At 56.2% G+C, this 19771-nt stretch carries 17 protein-coding genes; 12 read left to right on the plus strand and 5 right to left on the minus strand.

Going from position 1 to position 19771, the window contains the following annotated elements:
• Positions 1 to 21: 21 nt before the first annotated feature.
• Positions 22 to 4710, minus strand: a complete 4689-nt coding sequence (locus TEU_RS11465) for a glycosyl hydrolase family 18 protein (protein ID WP_081947193.1) — start codon at positions 4708 to 4710, stop codon at positions 22 to 24.
• 204 nt (positions 4711 to 4914) lie between these two features.
• Here TEU_RS11465 and TEU_RS03510 point away from each other — a divergent pair, with 204 nt between their 5' ends.
• Entirely contained in the window at positions 4915 to 5718 is an 804-nt protein-coding gene (locus TEU_RS03510) for a PIG-L deacetylase family protein (protein ID WP_050002477.1), read from the plus strand.
• Here TEU_RS03510 and TEU_RS03515 read toward each other — a convergent pair.
• Genes TEU_RS03515 through bgaS form a run of 3 tightly spaced genes read right to left on the minus strand, consistent with a single transcriptional unit; the run spans position 5711 to position 7823 of the window.
• Positions 5711 to 6160, minus strand: a complete 450-nt coding sequence (locus TEU_RS03515) for a type II toxin-antitoxin system VapC family toxin (RefSeq protein WP_050002478.1) — start codon at positions 6158 to 6160, stop codon at positions 5711 to 5713. The genes TEU_RS03510 and TEU_RS03515 overlap by 8 nt on opposite strands.
• Positions 6161 to 6162: 2 nt before the next feature.
• Entirely contained in the window at positions 6163 to 6372 is a 210-nt protein-coding gene (locus TEU_RS03520; protein WP_050002479.1) for a hypothetical protein, read from the minus strand.
• Complete coding sequence (gene bgaS, locus TEU_RS03525; protein WP_050002480.1) at positions 6369 to 7823, minus strand: beta-galactosidase BgaS; 1455 nt, start codon at positions 7821 to 7823, stop codon at positions 6369 to 6371. The genes TEU_RS03520 and bgaS overlap by 4 nt, the downstream gene beginning before the upstream one ends.
• Positions 7824 to 8023: 200 nt before the next feature.
• Here bgaS and TEU_RS03530 point away from each other — a divergent pair, with 200 nt between their 5' ends.
• From TEU_RS03530 to TEU_RS03575, 11 genes are all read left to right on the plus strand, one after another.
• Positions 8024 to 9889 carry an ABC transporter substrate-binding protein gene (locus TEU_RS03530; protein ID WP_050002481.1) on the plus strand — a complete coding sequence of 622 codons (1866 nt, stop codon included), beginning with the start codon at positions 8024 to 8026 and terminating at the stop codon, positions 9887 to 9889.
• Between the two features lie 50 nt (positions 9890 to 9939).
• Positions 9940 to 10923 (plus strand): ABC transporter permease, encoded by a 984-nt coding sequence (locus tag TEU_RS03535; protein ID WP_050002482.1) that lies wholly within the window; start codon positions 9940 to 9942, stop codon positions 10921 to 10923.
• Positions 10924 to 10925: 2 nt separating this feature from the next.
• Positions 10926 to 11858, plus strand: coding sequence for an ABC transporter permease (locus TEU_RS03540; protein ID WP_050002483.1), 933 nt, complete (start codon positions 10926 to 10928; stop codon positions 11856 to 11858).
• A 1-nt stretch (position 11859) separates the two neighbouring features.
• Positions 11860 to 12828, plus strand: coding sequence for an ABC transporter ATP-binding protein (locus tag TEU_RS03545; protein WP_050002484.1), 969 nt, complete (start codon positions 11860 to 11862; stop codon positions 12826 to 12828).
• Entirely contained in the window at positions 12828 to 13793 is a 966-nt protein-coding gene (locus TEU_RS03550; protein WP_050002485.1) for an ABC transporter ATP-binding protein, read from the plus strand. The genes TEU_RS03545 and TEU_RS03550 overlap by 1 nt, the downstream gene beginning before the upstream one ends.
• Positions 13786 to 14775, plus strand: coding sequence for a glucosamine-6-phosphate deaminase (gene glmD / locus TEU_RS03555; RefSeq protein ID WP_320407206.1), 990 nt, complete (start codon positions 13786 to 13788; stop codon positions 14773 to 14775). The genes TEU_RS03550 and glmD overlap by 8 nt, the downstream gene beginning before the upstream one ends.
• Positions 14776 to 14780: 5 nt before the next feature.
• Entirely contained in the window at positions 14781 to 17126 is a 2346-nt protein-coding gene (gene glmA / locus TEU_RS03560) for an exo-beta-D-glucosaminidase (RefSeq protein WP_050002486.1), read from the plus strand.
• 126 nt (positions 17127 to 17252) lie between these two features.
• Positions 17253 to 17909, plus strand: coding sequence for a hypothetical protein (locus TEU_RS03565; RefSeq protein ID WP_227738762.1), 657 nt, complete (start codon positions 17253 to 17255; stop codon positions 17907 to 17909).
• Positions 17879 to 18037, plus strand: coding sequence for a hypothetical protein (locus TEU_RS11850; protein WP_227738763.1), 159 nt, complete (start codon positions 17879 to 17881; stop codon positions 18035 to 18037). Before TEU_RS03565 ends, TEU_RS11850 begins: the two co-directional genes overlap by 31 nt.
• Before the next feature lie 37 nt (positions 18038 to 18074).
• Positions 18075 to 18305, plus strand: a complete 231-nt coding sequence (locus TEU_RS03570; RefSeq protein WP_050002487.1) for an antitoxin VapB family protein — start codon at positions 18075 to 18077, stop codon at positions 18303 to 18305.
• A complete protein-coding gene (locus TEU_RS03575; protein WP_050002488.1) occupies positions 18275 to 18652 on the plus strand; it encodes a type II toxin-antitoxin system VapC family toxin in 378 nt (125 codons plus the stop codon). The genes TEU_RS03570 and TEU_RS03575 overlap by 31 nt, the downstream gene beginning before the upstream one ends.
• A gap of 51 nt (positions 18653 to 18703) precedes the next feature.
• Here the strand turns inward: TEU_RS03575 and TEU_RS03580 are convergent, their stop codons facing one another.
• Positions 18704 to 19759 carry an AAA family ATPase gene (locus TEU_RS03580; protein ID WP_050002489.1) on the minus strand — a complete coding sequence of 352 codons (1056 nt, stop codon included), beginning with the start codon at positions 19757 to 19759 and terminating at the stop codon, positions 18704 to 18706.
• Positions 19760 to 19771 lie beyond the last annotated feature (12 nt).

Below are 19771 nucleotides of genomic sequence, written 5' to 3' on the forward strand. Positions count from 1 at the left end.
AGAGATAAGGAAAGAGAAAAATCATATCGAAACTGCGACCGCCTGGGGCACGACGCCCTGGGGCTGGAACGCAGTCATGAACTGCACGAAGACGTGGCTGTAGGCCCAGTCAGGGTCGCTGGTTCCCCTGTGGAGCGGCGAGACTTCTCCCTCAGGCCCTGGGTGGTCGCGGTCCACGCTCCAGAAGGCGAGGGACCTCAGTCCGTGCTGAACTGCCCACTCAACGAGCTGCTGGGCGTCGCTGAGCGTGAACACGCTCTTGTCGTCGTTGGTTCCGATCATCGGGGTCAGTCCTATCATTCCCCATATTTCCCTGTCCGTTTTGTTCGGGTATATCTGTTTGAGCTGTCTGAATGTGTTTTCCGCGACCTTTATCGCGTTCTCGGCGTTGGCCGGCGTCCAGTAGTAGTCCATGGTCATCGGGTTGACCCTGTCAACCTCGACGCCGTTCTTGGCGAGGCTCTCTATGAGCCCGTATCCCCTTGCGACTCCTATTCCTGGGTCCGCGGGCAGTGTAAGGCTGAACTTGACCCAGGGCCTCTCCCTCTGCACTATCTTGAGGGCCTCAATGAACACGTTTTCATTGACACCGCTCTCGATGTCAAAGTCGAGGTACGTTGCGTTGTACATGTCTATTACTTGAATGTACCACTGGGCCAGCTGTTCGGCGCTCTGGGCCTGCTGGCAGAGGTAGGGCCCAACCGCACCGCCGAACGCTATTATGACATCGCCCCCGGCCTCCCTCAGCTCCTTGACCTCCTCAACGAAGGCATCGAGCGGGAGCTTTCCGCCCCAGCTGGGCCCGTTGAATGCCTGGCTGTAGATGACGAAGGCCAGGGTGAAGTACGGCGTCCCGGTGAGGTTGTAGTAGTCCACAAGGGGCCTGTGGACGCCCAGCGTCACGTCAATGTACGGGGCAAAGAAGTGCTCCGGAAGGCCCGGGCCGGCTGGGACGTAGGTTGTGTTGTCGGGGATTGTTTCGGTCTGGTTCTGGGAGGGTGTCTGGTCGCTCTGGTTCTGGTCAGGTTGGGATATTGAGCTCCCCTCTGGCCAGATGTCCCAGATTTCCCCGTTGATTTCGAGCACCATCTGCTCCACGGGTTTGCTTCCCGTTGCTATGAAACCGAAGGTGGCCGTTGGCCCGCGGTTCCAGCTCATTGGGGTGAACACGATGTACCCGTCCTGTTCGGCCTTGTTGGTGCTCCAGTGGGAGCTTATAGATGAGCCCTCTCTGAGCTTCACTTTCAGCGTCCAGTCGTAGGTTCCCCCGAGGTCGAGTGTGACATCGTACTCGGTGTTGCCCCAGTCGTTGAGTGTAACCTTAATTGCCCCCGGTCTCACAAGCGTGACGTTGCCGGCGGGGTTCTGGTCTCCGCTTGAGTCGGTGCCGTTGTCTGTGTTGTCAGGTTGCTCGGTGTCGGTCTGGTTGTTGTCTGGGGTGCCCTCGTTTGAAGTGTCCGGCCGTGGAATCGGGCCGAGTTCTGGTGTGAAGTCCAGGGCCGGGAGGCCGCTCTGGTCTGTGTACTGGTTGAATATCCTGCTGAACTCGTAGTCCTCAATGTCGGGCAGTCCTGAGTGGCGCGGGGAAACACCGCCGCTTCCCGGGTGGTCTCTGGTCATTGACCACATCGAGAGCATTCCAACGCCGGTTGAGTTTGCCCAGTCCATGAGCTTCCAGGCGTCGCTCGGGTAGAACACCTCGCTTGTTATATCGTTCACTCCTATCATTGGGGTAATGGAGAGCATCTGCCAGATTTCAGCGTCGCTCTTGTTGGGGAACAGCTCCTTAAGCTGGTTGAACGTGCTCTTGGCTGCCTGAATCGCGTACTCGCCCATCTTTCCATCGGGGTTGGGTGCCGCCCAGTCGCCGTAGTCCATCGCCATGATGTCAACGCGGTCGATTCTGACGCCGTTCTCGATGAGGTTCTTCAGGAAGTCTATGCCTGCCTGGGTCAGGCCGCTGGGCAGAACAGGAAGGGTGAAGCTGACCTTTAGGTTCGGGTACTTCTTCTGAATCATTGCGAGGGCCTTTGCGCGCTTGTCGTTGTCTTCCATCTTCTGGAGGTACGCCCCCTCCACGTCAAAGGTGAGCCACGTGGCGTTGTACGTTGTTATGACTTCTTCTATGGCCGAAGCCAGGTCCTCCGGGGAGGAGCACTTCTCTGCCAGGTACGGCCCGTTAGCGCCTCCGAAGGCTATGAGGACGTCTCCACCCATGCTCCTGACCCTGTTTATCTCCTCGAGGTAAAACTTGTCTGAAACCTTGTAGGCCCCGGCCCACGCGGGCTCGCAGGCCCCGCTGGTGGACGCCACGATAAACGCCAGGTTGAAGAACCTGACGCCCGTTTTCTTCATCATCTCGCTTATTGATGGGGTCGGGTAGAGCGTTATGTCGACGTAGGGTGAGAAGACCTTTGCCGGCCACTGAACCTTCGCCGGGAGTGCAACGTCTCCCGGTACCGTGTTGTCGTTTGAAGAGTCCCCTGAAGACCCGTTGAGTCCGCCGAATTCCGGAGGCACAGGTGTCCCTTCGGGCCACACGTCCCACACGGCCCCGTTTACCACGAGAACCGCGATCATCTCTGGGTTGCCGCCGGTGTAGGTGAACCCAAAGGTTGCAGTTGGCCCGCGGTTCCAGCTCGGGGGCGTGAAGACAATCCAGCTTCCGTTTTCCGCTTTATTGGCGCTCCAGTGGCTGGCCAGGCTCGCGCCTTCGAGCTTTACGTAGAGCTTCCAGTCGTACTCGCCTCCGAGGTTTAGGGTTATGTCGTATTCACCGCCGGTGCCCCACGAGGTGTGCTTTACGGCTATCGCACCCGGTTTTACCGGCTCTATGGTCTGGTTTGAAGTGTCTCCGGTGTCAGTTGAGTTGTCCGGGCTCTCTTCTGGCTGGCCGCTGTCGTTACCGCCGGCCCCGTTGTCCGGCTGTCCTGTGTCGGTCTGGTTTCCGTCTCCGGTGTTGGGCTCTTCAGAATCCGTGCTGTTGTCATAGCTCGGTTCCGGGATGGTCAGGTTTGCCGGGACGCTTGCACCGAGGTAGTAGGTGTCGGGAATCCACGCCGGCGGCTTTTCTCCGAGGTGCTCCAGAACGGTGTCAAGGAGCGGGTGGTCGTTGGTGCCCGGCTTTCTATCCGCGGTTATCTCCCATACCATGACGCCTCCGATTCCGTTCTTGAGCATGTAGTCTACCTTTATGCCTATGGCCCTCGGGTCGTCAAATGTTATGAATATCTTCTTCGTCGGTGAGTACAGCCATGCGACCATTGCCACGGGGTCCCAGTAGTAGTTGTACTCCGAGCTCTTGTTTTTCTCGGCCACGTCCCAGTAGTCCATCACGCCGTAGGTTTCCCAGGCTGGCCCCCACGTTCCGTCGGGGGTTCCGCTGAAGGGCTGGTACAGGCCGTTGTTGGTGGGCGGAACGTTGGCAAAGCTCCTGCTGTAGAACGGCAGGCCGAGAACGATTTTGGTCTTGTCAGGGACGTGCTTGATGTACCACTGAATGGAAGCGTTCACGTTGAAGTTCCATTTTATGTTCGGGTTGGTGTACGGGGCGTTTGGGTCGGCGTAGAGCGGCGCGAGGTGGCCGGTGATGCTGTCCCATGCGCCGTGGTAGTCGTATGTCATCACGTTTATGAAGTCGAGGTACTTGGTGGCTTCGGCCCAGTCTATCCTTCCTGCCTTGACTGGGTCTGCCGGGACTGCCGCGGTGAGGAGGTACTCCTTGCGGTCCTCAAGCTCCGCCCTGTCGAACACCTCTCTGACGGTCTTGAGGAGGAGGACGAAGTTTTTACCGTCGTCCGGGCGCACGTGGTTTCCTTCCATTCCGCCCCCGCCCGGGTACTCCCAGTCAATGTCGAGGCCGTCGAGGTTGTACTTTCTGATGTATTCAAGGGCGCTCTCCGCGAACCTCTGCCTCTTGGCTGGGTCTGCCGCTATGTCCGAGAAGTACTTGCTCAGGGTCCAGCCGCCGACGCTGATGAGCACCTTGACCTGCGGATACTTTTTCTTGTACTCCTTCAGGTCTTCCAGGTTGAGCTCGTCGCCGTAGCTGTCGAAGAAGCTTATGCTCCCGTCCTCGTTCGGCTTCAGGAAGGCATAGTTCACGTGGGTGACCTTCTCCCAGGGGATATCGCTGACGTAGAACTTCCTCGCGTACCTGCCCCAGGAGATGTAGTAGACCACGACCCTGTACGGCTGGGCGGGCGTCGTTACGGTCAGGACGTTTGAGGGACTGCCTCTCGAGCCGTCTGCCAGAACCGGAACCACGGCGTAGTAGTAGGTCGTGTTGGCCTTGAGGTTCCACTGATCGAGGTAGTTGGTCGTCGGGACGGCGTCTCCAAGAAGGGTCCATGCATCGCCTCCGGGGACGCTCTGCGTCCAGTACTTTGCCCGCCATATTTTGCCGTTGTACTCAACGATGTCACCCTGATTGTAGACCTTTCCAGGTTCGTACTGGGGGTAACTGCTCCAGTTAACCGTCGCTACGAGGTTGCTGGGGCTCAGGATTGCGTTTGGGTCTGTTGAGCGATAGACCTCATAGGCCTTTGTCCCCTCGTAGGGGCTCCATGTCAGGTTCACGATGTCCCAGGCGATGGCCTGGCCCCTCAGTTCTACGGTCGTTGCTCCAGAAACCCAGGGGTAGTACACCTGCGGTGCCAGGGAGAGCACCAGCAGGGCTACGAGTAGCAGGGTTGCCTTTCCACTTTTCATGTCGCGACACCTCAAGGGTTGTCGCATTGGATATGCTCCAATTATTTATAACTTTTTCCAATTTTATATTTATGCCATTTTTGTAATTTTGGAACATCGTGGTCAGTGCCCCCATAATGTTGGCCATGTCGTCACACAGGCTGGGTAGAAACTAACCAAAAACATTATAAAATTGACAATTTTTATAAAACGGCGGTGGTTGAGTTGGCCTTCGAGGAGTTTGATGACTTTGAATCCGCCCTGAAAGCGCTTATAGACAAGCTGGATTTTGACCTGGAGAACCCGCTCAATGACGTGGACAAGGTTCTCTGCATTGAGCCCCACCCTGATGACTGCGTCATCGGCATGGGGGGCACGATAAGGAAGCTGACTGAGATGGGGAAGGAAGTCGTCTACCTCTGCCTCACCGACGGCTCAATGGGAACCACCGATGAAAGTGTTAGCGCCCACGAGCTGGCATTAACCCGCAGGCGGGAGGAGGAAGAGAGTGCAAAAATGCTCGGCGTGAACAGGATTATCTGGCTCGGCTACAAAGATACGGAGCTCCCCTACACCGTTGAGGCGAGGAACCAGATAATCAAGGTCATAAGACGCGAGAAGCCTGACGCCGTTCTCGCCCCCGACCCCTGGTTGCCGTATGAGGCCCACCCCGACCACGTAACCGCCGGCAGGCTCGCCCTTGAGGCAGTTTCGTTCTCCCCGTTGCCAAACGTCGTTCCGAGCGACCTCCAGCTGGGCATAGAGCCCCACCAGGTTGATGTCCTCGGCTTCTACTACACCGCGAAGCCCAACTACTTCGTTGATATAACCGACCTTATGAAGCTGAAGCTGAGGGCGGTCAGGGCCCACCGGAGCCAGTTCACCGACGATGTCTGGGAGAAGTGGGAGCCGTTCCTCAGGACTGTGGCGCTGTATTATGGAAAAAAGGTCGGGACAAAGTACGCCGAAGGCCTGCGCTTTATCCCCGGGCTGTTCCTGCACATAACTCCCTTTGCGGAGCTCATTTGAGCTCCTTCTTCACTATCCTTTCGAGCTCGCCGAGGAACTTCTCCAGGGGCATCGTGTCGAGGCCGAACTGCCTTATGGGCTCGTAGCGCTTGGGGTTGTCCGTTACGAGGAGGCTGTTGGTGCATATTGCCGTTGAGGCCGTCAGTATGTCCTCAAGGTCGAGCATGATGCCCCTCTGGAGGAGCTGGCCCTCTATCTGGGCCCCCTTGGTTATTATCCTGTCGTCGAGAGGGATTATGTTGTAGATGTCCTTGAGGACTTCCAGCTCCTTCTCGACGTTCCTCTTGAGGTAGGCCTTGGCCGAGAGGTAGCGGTAGACTGTTATTATCGAGAGGGAGACGTTGAACTTGGCGAGCGTTATTTCTAGCTGTCTCTTTCTCTTCGCTGTGTGCATTTTGAGGAGCGTTATGCTGTCGAAGGTTATGTCGGGAGGCAGCGGCATGGTCAACTCCCCTTCTTCTTTTCGAGTATGTTAATCAGAGTTTCTGCCTCTTCCTCATCAACGATTACGTTGTCCACCTTCTTGTCGAGCTCGACGAGGTGCCACGTCTCTATGAGCTTCTGAAGAACCTCGTCGTAGGAGCGGGCATCGAGCTTGTCCTTGAGCATCTTAATCTTCTTCCACGTCTTCTCATCAACCGCTATCGTCTTCATTCCAATCCCTCCTTTACAACCTTGCGGTACGTTTCAACGCTGTTCCTCCTTGGTATGCGCTCCTTTGTTATCATGTCCACTTCGTAGAGGCCGAAGCGGATTTTGAACCCCATGGCCCATTCGTAGTTGTCGGTCAGCGCCCAGTGGAAGTAGCCCCTAACGTCTATTCCGTTCTCGACGAGCCTCCTGACTTCCTCCACGTGCTCAACTATGTACCTTGGGCGGAGTATGTCCTTTGAGTCTGCCACGCCGTTCTCGGTGATGTAAACCGGCTTCCCGTACTCTGCGCCCTCCACGGTGGAGTCGTATAACCCTTTCGGATAGACCTCCCAGCCGAAGTCACTAGTCGGATTGTTGTCCGGGGAGACGCCGTTCGGGTTCCCGGAGTAGCCGTAGCCCTCAACCCCAACGAAGGTCACCATCGGGAGCTCCTTGAAGCGCGGCTCAACCCACTTGACGACCTCTCTCGTGTAGTAGTTGTTGCCTATCCAGTCGTTTCTTTCCAGGTGGGGGATTTTTACCGGGTTCCAGTCAAGCTCCAGGTCAACCCTACCCCGGTTCAGGGCCTCCAGGAAGAGCCTGTTGTGGAAGTAGTCGTAGTTCTCGGCGGCTTTGACGTCCCTGGCGTCGCTGGGGTTTAGTGGGTAGGCTGGGATTATGTTGAGTATTATCCCAACTGGCGCTTTTGTGTGCTCCTTTATCGCGTCATACGCCCTCGCGTGCGCCACCATCTGGTTGATTACAACGCGCTTCGCTGCTTCGGGGTTTAGGATTCCCGGCGGCCAGCCGACGTACGGGGCCAGATAGCCGAGCTCGACGGTCACCATGGGCTCATCGAAGGTCGCCCAGAAATCGACCAGCTCGCCGAACTTCCAGGCCGAATAGGCCGAGAACTTTACGAACTCGATTATGCTGTCCTCGTCCACCCAGCCCCTCGCCCTGCTCCCCTCGAAGTCGCTCCTCGTCCAGAGGGGGTCGTGAACCCAGATGGGCAGCGTCTGGTGGTTCAGGGTCACAAAGGTCGTGAAACCGAGCTTTTTGAGGTTCCTGAGAACCGCCAGGTAGTGGAGGATCTCCCTCCTGTTTGCGAGCCGGTCAAGTTCTTCAAGGGCTCCCTTTGTAACCTTCACGCACTTTATCAGGCCGTAGGAGTCCCTCTCGACTTTAACCTCTACCGAGCGCGTGGGGCAGGGAAATACCCTGCTCCACTCAATTGTGAGCTGGTAAGCGTTCAGTCCGAGGCCTTTAGCCAGGCGGTGGTCTATCTCGTAGAGCTCGTAGTTGTTTATCCCGTCTTCGGGCAGGTCTCCGCTCACGAGGTCGTTTTTGATGTTAAACGGGTCTCTGACCCAGTGCCACCAGTCGCTCCGGGAGTCTATATTCCTTCTTAGGGGATCTCCCATCTCGAACTGAAAAGCCGACTGCACGACACCCCAGAGGAAGTTGGACATATCCTTTCACCGCTTTTTGTTTTATAACTTTGTAATTATTTGTGGTTCTTATGGCTTTTATAGTTTTTGAGTGTGGCGGGGCACATTTCTGTAATTTGCGCACAGTTTATGCATTGAGGGACATAAACGTCCGCCAAAAGCTTTATATAGAATCCCAAAATGTTATAAAATTGACATTGTTTATAATGAGGTGACAAACTATGAAAACTGCAAAACGGTATCTGGCCATGGCCGTTGTGGCCGTGATGCTCGGTAGCGTTTTTGGTTTTGCTCCAGTCAGCGCTGCTTCGATGTATCCAAGGAGTGAGACGCTGTACACTGCCAACAGTGCTCCTCCGACAAACGCAAACCCGTTCCAAGGCGGCAATATCATCGGTCTCGATGGCCTCATATTCGAGCCCCTCGCGATGCTGAACTTCATGACCGGCGAACTTAAACCCTGGCTCGCCGAAAGCTGGGATTGGGTGGAACCAAACGTTTTCCAGGTCAAGCTCCGCTCAGGGCTCAGATGGCAGGACGGTGAGCCCCTCACCGCTGAGGACGTTAAGTTCTCCTACGAGTACTACCAGGAGATTGGGCTGAGGGACTGGACTGCCCTCGGCCTGGAGGAGATAAAAGTTGTGGATGACAGGACAGTCGAGTTCGTGTTTGACGGCACCCCTAACTACCAGCTCTGGCAGCTTCAGCTCTTCTACGGCTGGGGGCAGGGTGCCCTCATAATTCCGAAGCACATCTTCAAGGACGTTGACCCCAAGCAGATACCCAAGATGACGTTTCTCGGTGACGAGAAGAAGTACCTTGTCGGTTCTGGCCCTTACAAGCTTGATGAGGTCGTGGAGCAGCAGAAGGCGATTCTCGTCAGGAACGACGACTGGTGGGGCAACGACGTCTTCGGCAAACCGGCTCCGAAATACATCATCCAGCTCTACGTTAAGGACAACTCCCAGGCCGCGAACATGTTCATCAAGGGAGACCTCGACGTTGGAACCTACTACATTGACATCGTCCAGGCAAAGAAGCAGAACCCGAACCTCGCCAGCTGGCTTGAGGAGCCTCCGTACTTCCCGCCGGTTGCCCCGGTTCTGCTCTACTTCAACACCAAGAAGCCTCCAATGGACAACCCGCAGTTCAGGAAGGCCATAGCCATGGCCATAAACCCAGACCAGATTGTTAAGAACGGTCCCATCGGCGGAAAGCCCGCGGAGATACCCTTTGGAACCGGTCTCCTCCAGAAGTGGGCCGACAAGATAGACCTCGACGGCCTCGTTGAGAAGTACGGCTGGAATTACGGGGACATCGCCGAGGCCAACAGGATACTCGACGAGCTTGGAATGAAGAAGGACTCGAACGGCTGGAGAACCTACAACGGCAAAGAAATCGAGCTCCACCTCGTCACCTGTGCCGGCTGTTCTGACTGGATTTCGGCCGCGGAGATAATCCAGAACCAGCTCAGGGCCCTTGGAATCAAAGTCGTCATAGACAAGTACGACTGGGGTGCAATGATGGACAGGTACCACAACGGCGAGTTCGACCTCGGTCTCCACTGGTCCGGAACCTTCCAGCCGACCGCCTACGCTGTCTACAACGCCCTTCTCAGCGAGGGGGGTGTTGCGAACTTCGGAAACTACACAAACTCCGAGGCCCAGGGTGTGCTTGACGAGTTCTCTAAGACCACCGATCCAAACAAGGAGGCAGAATACGTAAAGAAGCTCAGCGAAATCTGGCTCAAAGACGTTCCCGCCGTCCCGGTTTACATGGCCACCCTGTTCTACGAGGCCAACACCAAGTACTGGACCAACTGGCCCAACGAGAAGAACCCCTACGGCGTCCCGATATTCTGGGCCAAGTATGGAACCTGGGGAACCGCCCTGGCGCTTCTGGGAGTTAAGCCGGCCGGCGAGGCTCCAGCAACGACCACGGAGTCTCATACAACTTCACCCTCGCAGTCCCAGGAGACCACGAGCACGCCCTCCAGCTCGACCAATGAAGAGGGTGGAGGAATCTGCGGCCCGGCCCTCATTGTGGGCCTTGCAGTCGTCCCGCTCCTGTTGAGACGCAGAAGGTGATGTCTCCTTTCCTTTTCCTTATCTATACAACAAACGCGGTGGGGGTAACAATGGGGTTCAAGAAATACCTCGCACGAAAGGTCTTTGTGTATGTGATAACCCTCGTGTTTGCCGTGACTCTCAACTGGCTCCTCCCAAGGCTTATGCCGGGAAACCCAATCGAGGCGATGATGTCGCGGAGCGGTAGCGCCGCGGGCCCTCAGCTCGTGAAGTTCTACGAAGAGCTCTACGGCTTAAACCAGCCGCTCTGGAAGCAGTTCATAAACTTCTGGTCCAACCTCTTCCACGGGGATTTGGGGTACAGTATGCTGTACAACGCCCCAGTTTCGAGTATAATCGGGCACGCCCTCCCCTATGATATAATCGTCCTCCTGCCTGCAATCGTTCTGAGCTGGCTTGTTGGAAACTGGCTCGGTGCAATCGCGGGTAAAAACAAGAAGTATGACAGGTACACGATGCCGGTCTTTTACTTCCTCGCGAGTATGCCCTACTTCTGGTTCGCGATGATTCTCGTCTACGTTATAGGTGTTAAACTCGGCTGGCTCCCGTATTCTGGCGCCTACGCGCCCGACATGGTTCCAAGCTTCTCGTGGGCGTTCATCAAGAGCTTCCTCAGCCACTGGATTCTGCCCTTCCTGAGCCTTTTCATAGTCATGATAGGCAGCTGGGCGATAGGAATGCGCAACATGATAATCTACGAGCTTGAAGCCGACTACGTCCGCTACCTTGAGGCCCTTGGCGCGAGCGAGAAGCTGATGACCAAGCACGCCTACAGGAACGCTATTCTGCCCCAGGTCACGGGTCTGGCCTTACAGCTCGGAATGATGGTTGCTGGGGCTATTGCGACGGAGATAGTCTTCAACTACCCGGGAATAGGAGTGCTCATAATGAACGCCGCCCTCAACCAGGACTACTTCCTCCTCCAGGGAGCGTTCCTGATCGTCGTCATCTCAGTCCTCGCGGCCAACTTCCTGATTGACATAATTTACGCCTTCATAGACCCGCGCGTCAGGGCCAGCTACACGGAGGGTTGAATATGCCCAGGAGGAAACGGTTCGAGGTCGTTAAAATCGCGTTCAGGAACAGAAAGTTCCAGTTTGGCTTTGGCCTCCTGATGTTTTTTGTAGTGTTCTCTCTCATAGGCCCGCTCCTCACTCCGTTCGCGTGGGACGGCCTCTACTATACAAAGGTCGAGGGCGTTAAAATAGCCTCCTACGGTGAGAAGACCCTCCCGCCGATGAGCAGGGAGGTCATAACGACGTACACGGGCAAGGAGGTCGAGGTTCTCCATATCCTTGGCACGAACATCAACGGCCAGGACCTCTACGCGAGGCTCGTCTACGGCCTGAGGACGAGCCTGTGGATAGCGTTCCTCGCGGCGGTTATAGGAACGGCCCTTGGAATAACGATAGGCCTTTTCGCGGGCTACAAGGGTGGCTGGGTGGACGAGCTCCTGATGATGTTCACCAACATAATGCTCGTTATCCCCTCTATCGTGCTCCTCATCTTGGTCGCGGCATACCTGTCCGCAAGGACGCCGGAAGTCCAGGCGGTCATCATAGGCCTCACCGGCTGGCCCTGGGTCGCAAGGGCCGTTAGAAGTCAGACCCTCTCGCTCAAGAACAGGGAGTTCGTCCACCTATCAAAGCTTGCTGGACTCAGCGACCTGAAGATTGTCTTCACAGAGGTAATGCCCAACATGATTTCCTATGTCTTCATGGCCGGAATCCTGCAGTTCAGCGGGGCAATCCTCGCGAGCGCCACCCTCGACTTCATAGGCCTGGGCCCGACCACAATGGTCTCGCTCGGAAACATCCTCCAGAGGGCAATAGCCTACAACGCGCTCCAGTTTGGCTGGTGGTGGTGGTTCATTCCGCCGGGGCTGATAATCACCCTCATCATCACGGCGTTGTTTTTCATCAACATCGGCCTTGAGGAAGTGTTCAACCCGCGCCTCAGGAGGGAGTAAAATGGCAATGCTCAACGTTGAAGACCTCAGGGTGTACTACTCAACGCCCCTTGGACACGTTAAGGCCGTTGATGGCGTCTCATTCGAGGTGAGGGAGGGGGAGGTCTTTGGAATAGCCGGCGAGAGCGGCTGTGGGAAATCGACGCTCGTCCACTCCTTAATCCTCAGAAAGCCCCCGATGGTGCACATGGGCGGTAGGGCCCTGTTCAAGGGCAGGGATTTGATGACGATGGACGTTAGGGAGTCCCGGAAAATCCGCTACACCGAGCTCTCCATCATCCCCCAGTACGCCATGAACGCCCTCAACCCCACGAAGAAAATCAAGGACATCGTTTGGGACTTGGCGAGAGAACACGGCCGCACAGACCGCGAGGAGGTTGAGAAGCTCCTCCGTGAGAGGCTTGAGATGGTCAAGCTCTCCCCAAAGGTCGCCGAGATGTACCCCGTTGAGCTCAGCGGCGGCATGCGCCAGCGCGCGACAATGGTGGTCTCTACCCTGCTGAACCCCGACCTGCTCATCGCGGACGAGGTCACCTCTGCCTTAGACGTTACCACGCAGCGCGTCGTCATCGAGCTCCTCCACTACTTCATGGAAGAGGGAATCGTCAAGTCAATAATCTTCGTCACCCACGACTTAGCGTTGCTCGACAAGATAGCGGACAGGATAATGGTGATGTACGCCGGCAAGGTCGTCGAAATCGGCCCGACGGAAGAGGTCATCAACGAACCGAGCCACCCCTACACCCAGCTCCTCCTCAACTCCCTGCCGAGAATGGGCGTGCAGTACAAAAAGCAGAAGCTCAAGGGAATTCCCGGCTACCCGATAAGCCTTCTCAACCCGCCGAAGGGCTGCCGCTTCTACACGCGCTGTCCCTACGCCCTCGACAAGTGCCCGCACGTCGAGCCTGGGCTCGCCAAAGTGAGTGAAGAGCACTACGCGGCCTGCCACCTTCTCGGGGGTGAGGACTGATGAGCGAGCTTCTGAGGGTTGAGCACCTCACGAAGACGTTCACCTCCGGCCTAATCGGGGGCTTTGAAATCAGGGCCGTTGATGATGTCAGCTTCACCATGAAGAAGGGGGAGATAGTTTCCCTCGTTGGAGAAAGCGGCAGCGGGAAGACGACCATCGGAAAGCTCATCCTGCGCCTAATCCAGCCGACGGGCGGGAGGATACTCTTCGAGGGCAGGGACGTCCTCCAGATGAGCAAGAAGGAGCTCCGGCGGGACTACTACCGCCAGGTTCAGGCCGTCTTCCAGGACCCCTTTGCGAGCTTTAACCCCCTGTACCCGATAGACAGGTCCTTTGACCTTGTATTTGACTCGTACCTCCCTGACGTCAGCAGGGGCGAGAGGGACGAGGCAATCAACAAGGCCCTCGTCCAGGTCGGCCTCAACCCAGACCAGATTCGCGGAAAGTTCCCGCACCAGCTCAGCGGCGGCCAGCTCCAGAGAATCCTCATAGCGAGGGCCCTGCTGTTGAAGCCGAAGCTCCTCATAGCGGACGAGGCCGTCTCGATGCTCGACGCAAGCACGAGAATTGACATTCTCAACCTTCTCGGCGACTTCAGGGACAGGTACGGGACTTCTATCCTCTTCGTCACCCACGATTTGGCCCTCGGCTACTACATCAGCGACTCTACGATTATCATGTACCGCGGGACAGTGGTGGAGATGGGCGACACCGAGAAGGTCTTCTACAACCCGCTCCACCCGTACACGAAAATGCTCCTTGAGAGCGTCCCGGATTTGAACGTCAAGTGGGAGTTCAAGGGCATAGAGCCGGAGAAGGAAGAGGAAACCGTGTATTCCCTCCAGGGGTGCCGCTACGCCCCCAGGTGCCCCAGAGCCAGGAAAACCTGTTTCAGGTCGCGCCCGGCCCTTCTTGAGGTTGAAAAAGATCACTGGGTTGCCTGTCATCTTTACGGGGGTGAGTGAGGTGCACTCGACGATTAAGGAGATTAGAAAGACTCCTGAGGGAATAATGAAGGCCCAGAAAGCGTTTGAGGACTTCGTGGCCAATCACGACTTCCGGTTACCGAGAGAGATAGTGTATACAGGTTGCGGCAGTTCCCACTTCCTGTCGCAGCCGCTGGCCATGGCAACCACCCGCCTCGGGGGCAGGGGGTTCAGCGCCCCCTGCTCCGAACTTCTCTATTCACGCGAGTGGTACAGCATTGGGAGCCCCGAGCTCCTCGTTGCGATATCCCGCTCGGGGGAGACGACCGAGGCCGTTGAGGCCCTTAGGGTTCTTGATGTCCCCAAGTTCGCACTGACGGCCTACGAGAGCACCCTTTCAAGGGAGGCAGACTACGCCCTTGTCGTCCCGGCCCACGAGGAGAGCGTCGTCATGACTCACTCGTTCCCGGCCTTTTACTTCGCTTACCTCCAGCTACTGCTCCACTCCTACGGGGGGGAGACCCTCGACGCCGGTCACGTTGCAACCCTTACAGAAGAGGTTCTCGGGAACGAGGGCTACGTAAGGGAGCTGGTTGAGGGCTTCGATTTCAGAAACGTTATCTTTCTCGGCTCCGGGATACTCTACCCGATAGCCCTTGAGGCCATGCTGAAGATGAAGGAGATGGCCCTCTTCTGGAGCGAGGCGTACCCGACGTTCGAGGTCAGGCACGGATTCAAGTCAATCGCCGACGACGGAACCCTCGTTGTTCTCCTTGTAACGGAGCCCTTTGACTGGCACGAGAAGCTCACTAGGGAGTTCCAGAACCAGGGGGCGAAGGTTTTCACCGTCGGAAGGCGCGACACCGGGGCGGACTACTTCATCGAAGTCCCCGAACTGGACGAGCTTGCAAGTCCCGTCATCTACCTGCCGATAATTCAGCTCCTCGCCTACTACAAGGCCGTATCGCGCGGTTTGAATCCGGACAATCCAAGGTTTCTCAGCAAGGTGGTCAAGTGGTGATGGTGATGAAGGTTGGCTACGATGGTAAGACTTACATACTGGACGGGGAGCGCTTCCTCATCTACGGGGGGACGCTCCAGTTCTTCAGGGTGCCGAGGGAGAGCTGGCGAGACAGACTGGAAAAAATGAAGAGGCGCAACCTCAATACCGTGGACACCTATGTCGCCTGGAACTGGCACGAGCCGGAAGAGGGGAGCTTCGACTTCACGGGCGAGACGCACCCCCAGAGAGACCTTGTGGGGTTCCTTGAGCTGGCGGACAAAGTTGGCCTTAAGGTCATCATAAGGCCCGGCCCGTACATCTGCGGCGAGTGGAGGAACGGCGGAATCCCGGACTGGCTTATCCAGAAACACCCGGAGATACTCGCCAGGGGCCCCAACGGCCCGCTTCCTGGAGACATCTACTACCCGCCGATTACCTATCTCCACCCGACCTACCTGGAGGCAGTCTCGAAGTGGTATGACGCTGTCCTCCCAATAATCAGGGAGTACCTCTACACCAACGGCGGACCGATAATAAGCGTGTCAATAGACGATGAGCCGTCCTACTGGGAGACAATCTTTCAGCCCTTCCTGACGGACTACAACGAGGTCATAATAAGACCCGGCGGCCTATGGGAGAGGTGGCTGAGGGACAACTACACCCTTGACGAGCTGAGCGAGCGCTACGGGACGCCCGTGGGGGACTACTCGGAAGTCCGCGCCCCCGCGAGCGAAGACGAGCCCCTGCCGAAGATACTCGACTGGCACCACTTCAAGATATGGATGACCAACCGCTACGTGGAAACCCTTTACGACCACCTCAGGCGCTACGTGGACGTCCCAATAAGCATACTCGACCCGTACCTGCTCCTCGCGGCGTGGAGGCACTTCTACCGCTATGTAACTGAGAGGGGCCTCAGCGTCCACCTGTGGACTGAGTTCTGGTACTCATTCTACCGCTCCTTCGACCTCAAGGAGGACAGGCTCGGCCACATCTACTACAAAACTGGAATCTACCGCTTCTACCAGAAGAGGCTCGGAACGCCGCCGCTGAGTATAGAGACCCAGGCTTCGCTCGCCCACACCATCGAGCCGGACGAGGCCGAGCACCTCTACTCGCTGATAGCCGCCCTTGGAATCCACAACATCAACTACTACCTCTACGTCGGCGGTGAGAATCCCAAAGGCTACGAGTCCCACAACGGGGTGACGTGGGACGTTTATTCGCCCCTCAGCCTTGACGGGGACGAGCGCCCTCACGTGGAGCCAATAGAGTGGCTCGGCGAGTTCCTGCTCAACAACCCCGGCTTTGCCGGCTCAGAGCTCCGGCCTAAGGTCGCCTTCGGTACCTACGAGCCGTACGAGGCTCTCTCAACCTTCGGACTCCGGGACGGTCTGACGGAGAGCGTGAACCTCAACGAGTACCTTTTCGGCGAGCGCGGGCTCTTGACGCTCCTGGCAATGAGCAACGTCCCCTTTGACGTCCTAGACCTTGAAGAGGCAAGCGTGGAGGAGATGCTGGGCTACGGCCAGCTCTGGGTTTACTCCCTCGACTTCATGTCCCGTGAAGTCCAGGACAAGCTCGCTGAGTTCGTCGAGAGGGGCGGAAACCTCGTAATCCTGCCGATGCTTCCGTATCTCGACGAGAACATGAAGCCCTACTCGTCCCTGGCAGAGTTCCTGGGCGTCGAGGTTGAGAGGGTTGAGGCGAGGGACAACGTTAGGCTTATCCAGTTCACGAGCGTTGAGAGCGACGGAATAGACAGAATGCTCGTCAGGAACACGGTTCGGGAAGTCAGGGGAGGGGAGCCCTTCGTCTTCCACTACGGGAAGCCCGCGGGAACGCTCGTTAGGAAGGGGAGGGGGAGTGCCATCGTCCTCGGCTTCAGGCTCCAGTACTACACAAGCTACCACGACCTGCACCGGAAGTTCGTTGACAGGCTTTTGGAGATGCAGGGGGTGGACAGAGACTTCAGCGTGACCGACAGGGACATGATAGCGATTCCGCGCGGCAACTACCTCGTCGTGCTCAACCCCCGCGGCCACAGGGTCTTCGGAAAGGTGAAGTATAGGGGAATCGAGGTTCCGAAGCTCCTAGACGGCATCGAGATGAGAAAGCGCGGGGCTCTCTTCATGCCCTTTGGCGTTAAGGTCGGGGGGGTTGAGGTCGTTTACTCGACTGCCACCCTGCTCGGCGGGGACAGCAGAACCCTCCGCTTCAGGAACCACCTGAGCGGTGCAAGCGAAGTCGCGCTGAGGGGCGTTGAGGAAGTCAAGGCGATTGAGGGTAGAATCGTGGACGAGAGCTTTGAGAATGGGGTTCTCAGGGTTGCCGTTGAGCATGGGGACGAGTTTGAGCTCCTAATCTGACATCTCTATTCGTTTTTTCTGTTTTCACTGCCCTACCTGTTACAATTCAAGATTTCTTTTGGGTGGCATGACTCCTTTCAGGAGGATTGAGAAAAGTTGTCTGCCTTATTAGGAATACCAGCATCCATGCGGGTCTTTGTTAGGGACTACCTCATGCCGTGGCTCCTCACCGTGGGCTTCTGGGTTGTGCTCTGGACGATTTCATCAGAGATGAGGGACAACTTAAGCCCCCTCGGCGTCATTGCAGTCGTGGTCCTTCTGGTGCCCTTTCTCATCGCGGCCCTTCACTTCGTCGGGAAGGCCTTAGAAAGGTACGGCTACTCGCGGGAGGACTTAAAGCGCCTTCCAGAAATCATTGAGAAGACCCACGGCAGGCTCTACCTCGCCAAGGAGATTTTTGATATTATTGGAAAAACCCTCGTGTTCTGGGGCCTCTTCTCGACTGTCGTACTGCTGGCTGGCGACCCTGTTAGGGGACTCCTCAACGGAATAGCCCTTTGGGCATACATCTTTGCTTTCTTCATTGTGCTCGTCTCCATGGTTATCTGGGTGATGGTATTCCCGCTTTCCCTCTACAGGCTCATTACCGGCAGGGAGCCAGATAGAGGTTTGCTTATTGAGGTCACAATAAAGCAGAACCTCCTTTATACGGCAGTTCTCGTTACTGTCAGGCTCATCGCGCTTCACTTATCTTACCCCAGCGGTGACGATTTAATTGGTCGGCTCTTTGCCCTTGGCAGAAGTACGAGGTTGTGGAGTTTCTCCTCAAGCTGGCGGGTCTAAACTTCCTCTTTGGCCTTGTGGGTCTCTACGGGTCGAAGAAGAGTAGAGTAATGACTGCGTTAGCGCTTGCACTGATCGTCGTCGCCCAGCTGTGGATTACGTGGAAGATGTTTGCCGGCAATCTTTAAATATTTCGTGTGTGCATGCACTTATAGGTGAGGGGATTTGGGAAAGACGATAACCATAGCCGATGACGTTTACTATGAGCTCGTGAAGATGAAGGGTAACAAGAGCTTTTCCGAGATACTGCGGGAGCTTATAGGCAAAAAAAAGAAGGGCAACCTTGACGTGCTCATGATAGCTTTTGGAACGAGAACCCCCGAAGAGCTTGAAGAGCTCAAGAAGGAATTGAAGGAGGTCGAAGAATGGATGGACTCCTGGACACCAGCGTGGTAATCGAGCTCTTCGGCGGGAACGGAAAGATTGTGGAAGAGCTCTATCAAGAAGGGAACAGGGAATATCATTTACCAACGATTGTCATTTTTGAACTTCACTGTGGTCATCTCAAAGAGAGGGAGGAACTAATGCTTGAGATGATGCCCAAGGTTGAATTCGATGAAAACTCCGCAAAGGTAGCGGGAGCGATTTTCAGAGACCTCATGAAGAAAGGAAAACGACCTCCCCTGAAAGACCTTCTCATAGCTTCCACTGCCATAGCCAACAACGCAACGCTCTACACCTGCGATGAGGGCTTCAAGCGCTTCGAGGAGTACGGATTGAAGGTGAAAATTTTGGAAAAGTGATGTGACTGAATGGAAAAGGAAAAGCAAAAGCCCAACCAGTGCAATCAGGCTCTATGACCCTCTCAGGATTAGCTTAATCACTGGGTCGGCCAATCTGTACTCCCCGTTCTCCTCCTCAATCCACCCCATCTTCTTCAGGTTCTTGAGAAGTTCGTATAACCGTGGTTCGGGAGTTCTCATACCCTTCACGGCGAGGTAGTCTCTTATCAGGCTCCACCTGTTGTAGCCGAGGGCTATCGCCCGTAAAATCTCAGTGTACCTCCTGCTCCTCCTTTCAAGCTCCTCCAGCTCACCGAACAGCAGGCCCTTTGCAACGTTGAGCGTTGCTTCCATCGCCTTTTCGAAGTCTCTCGTTTCAAGGTATTTCACGCCGAAGAGGACGAGCCAGCCAGGGATTCCGTCAATGATTGATACGGCGCGGTTTATGGTGTCGTCATCCACATCGAGGCCGGCTTCTCTAAAGCCTGTTCTCAGGAACTCCTTTGAGGTTTTTTCGTCGAAGGGCCTGACGTAGATTTCGCCCCCGACCCTGCCGTAAAGCGGGCTCTCGTAGTCGTCTATGCCAAGAAAGTCATGGAGCAGGCCAACTTCCGAGCCGGTTAAGATAATCCTGAGGTTTGGCAGAGTGTCGTAGGTGTGGGCAAACAAAGCCAAAAGCTCCTTCCCGCCCCGTGAGCCGTAGAAGCGCAGGTACTGGGCCTCGTCAAAGGCTATTATGAGCCTCCCCGTTTTCTCGCCGACTTCGTTCAGCCCCCTGAAGACCTCCCTCAGCGAGGCCTCTTCCGGTTCTATCTCAAGAAACCGGAGGTTCAGCTTTACCCTGAACCGGGCAAGGGTTCTCTGAAGGGGTCCCCTTTTCGACTGAATTTCTCTTATGAGGTCATCTTTCGTTATGTGCCCGCTCTCGGCGTAGAGCTCCCTGCAGTCTATCAGAATCCCGGGGTTCTCGTTGAGGTAAGCCCTGAGTATCGAGCTCTTGCCCACGCGCCTTATTCCGAGAAGGAGAGTCAGAGGATACCTCTCAACGCTTTTCTCAAGGTCCTTGAACTCCTTTTCCCTGTCGAAAATATCCTCTCTCCTCTCCTTCGGTCTGAGGTCAAACAGCACTTACGCCACCGT

Origin of the sequence: Thermococcus eurythermalis (genome assembly GCF_000769655.1) — an archaeon.
In the GTDB taxonomy this organism is placed as follows: domain Archaea; phylum Methanobacteriota_B; class Thermococci; order Thermococcales; family Thermococcaceae; genus Thermococcus; species Thermococcus eurythermalis.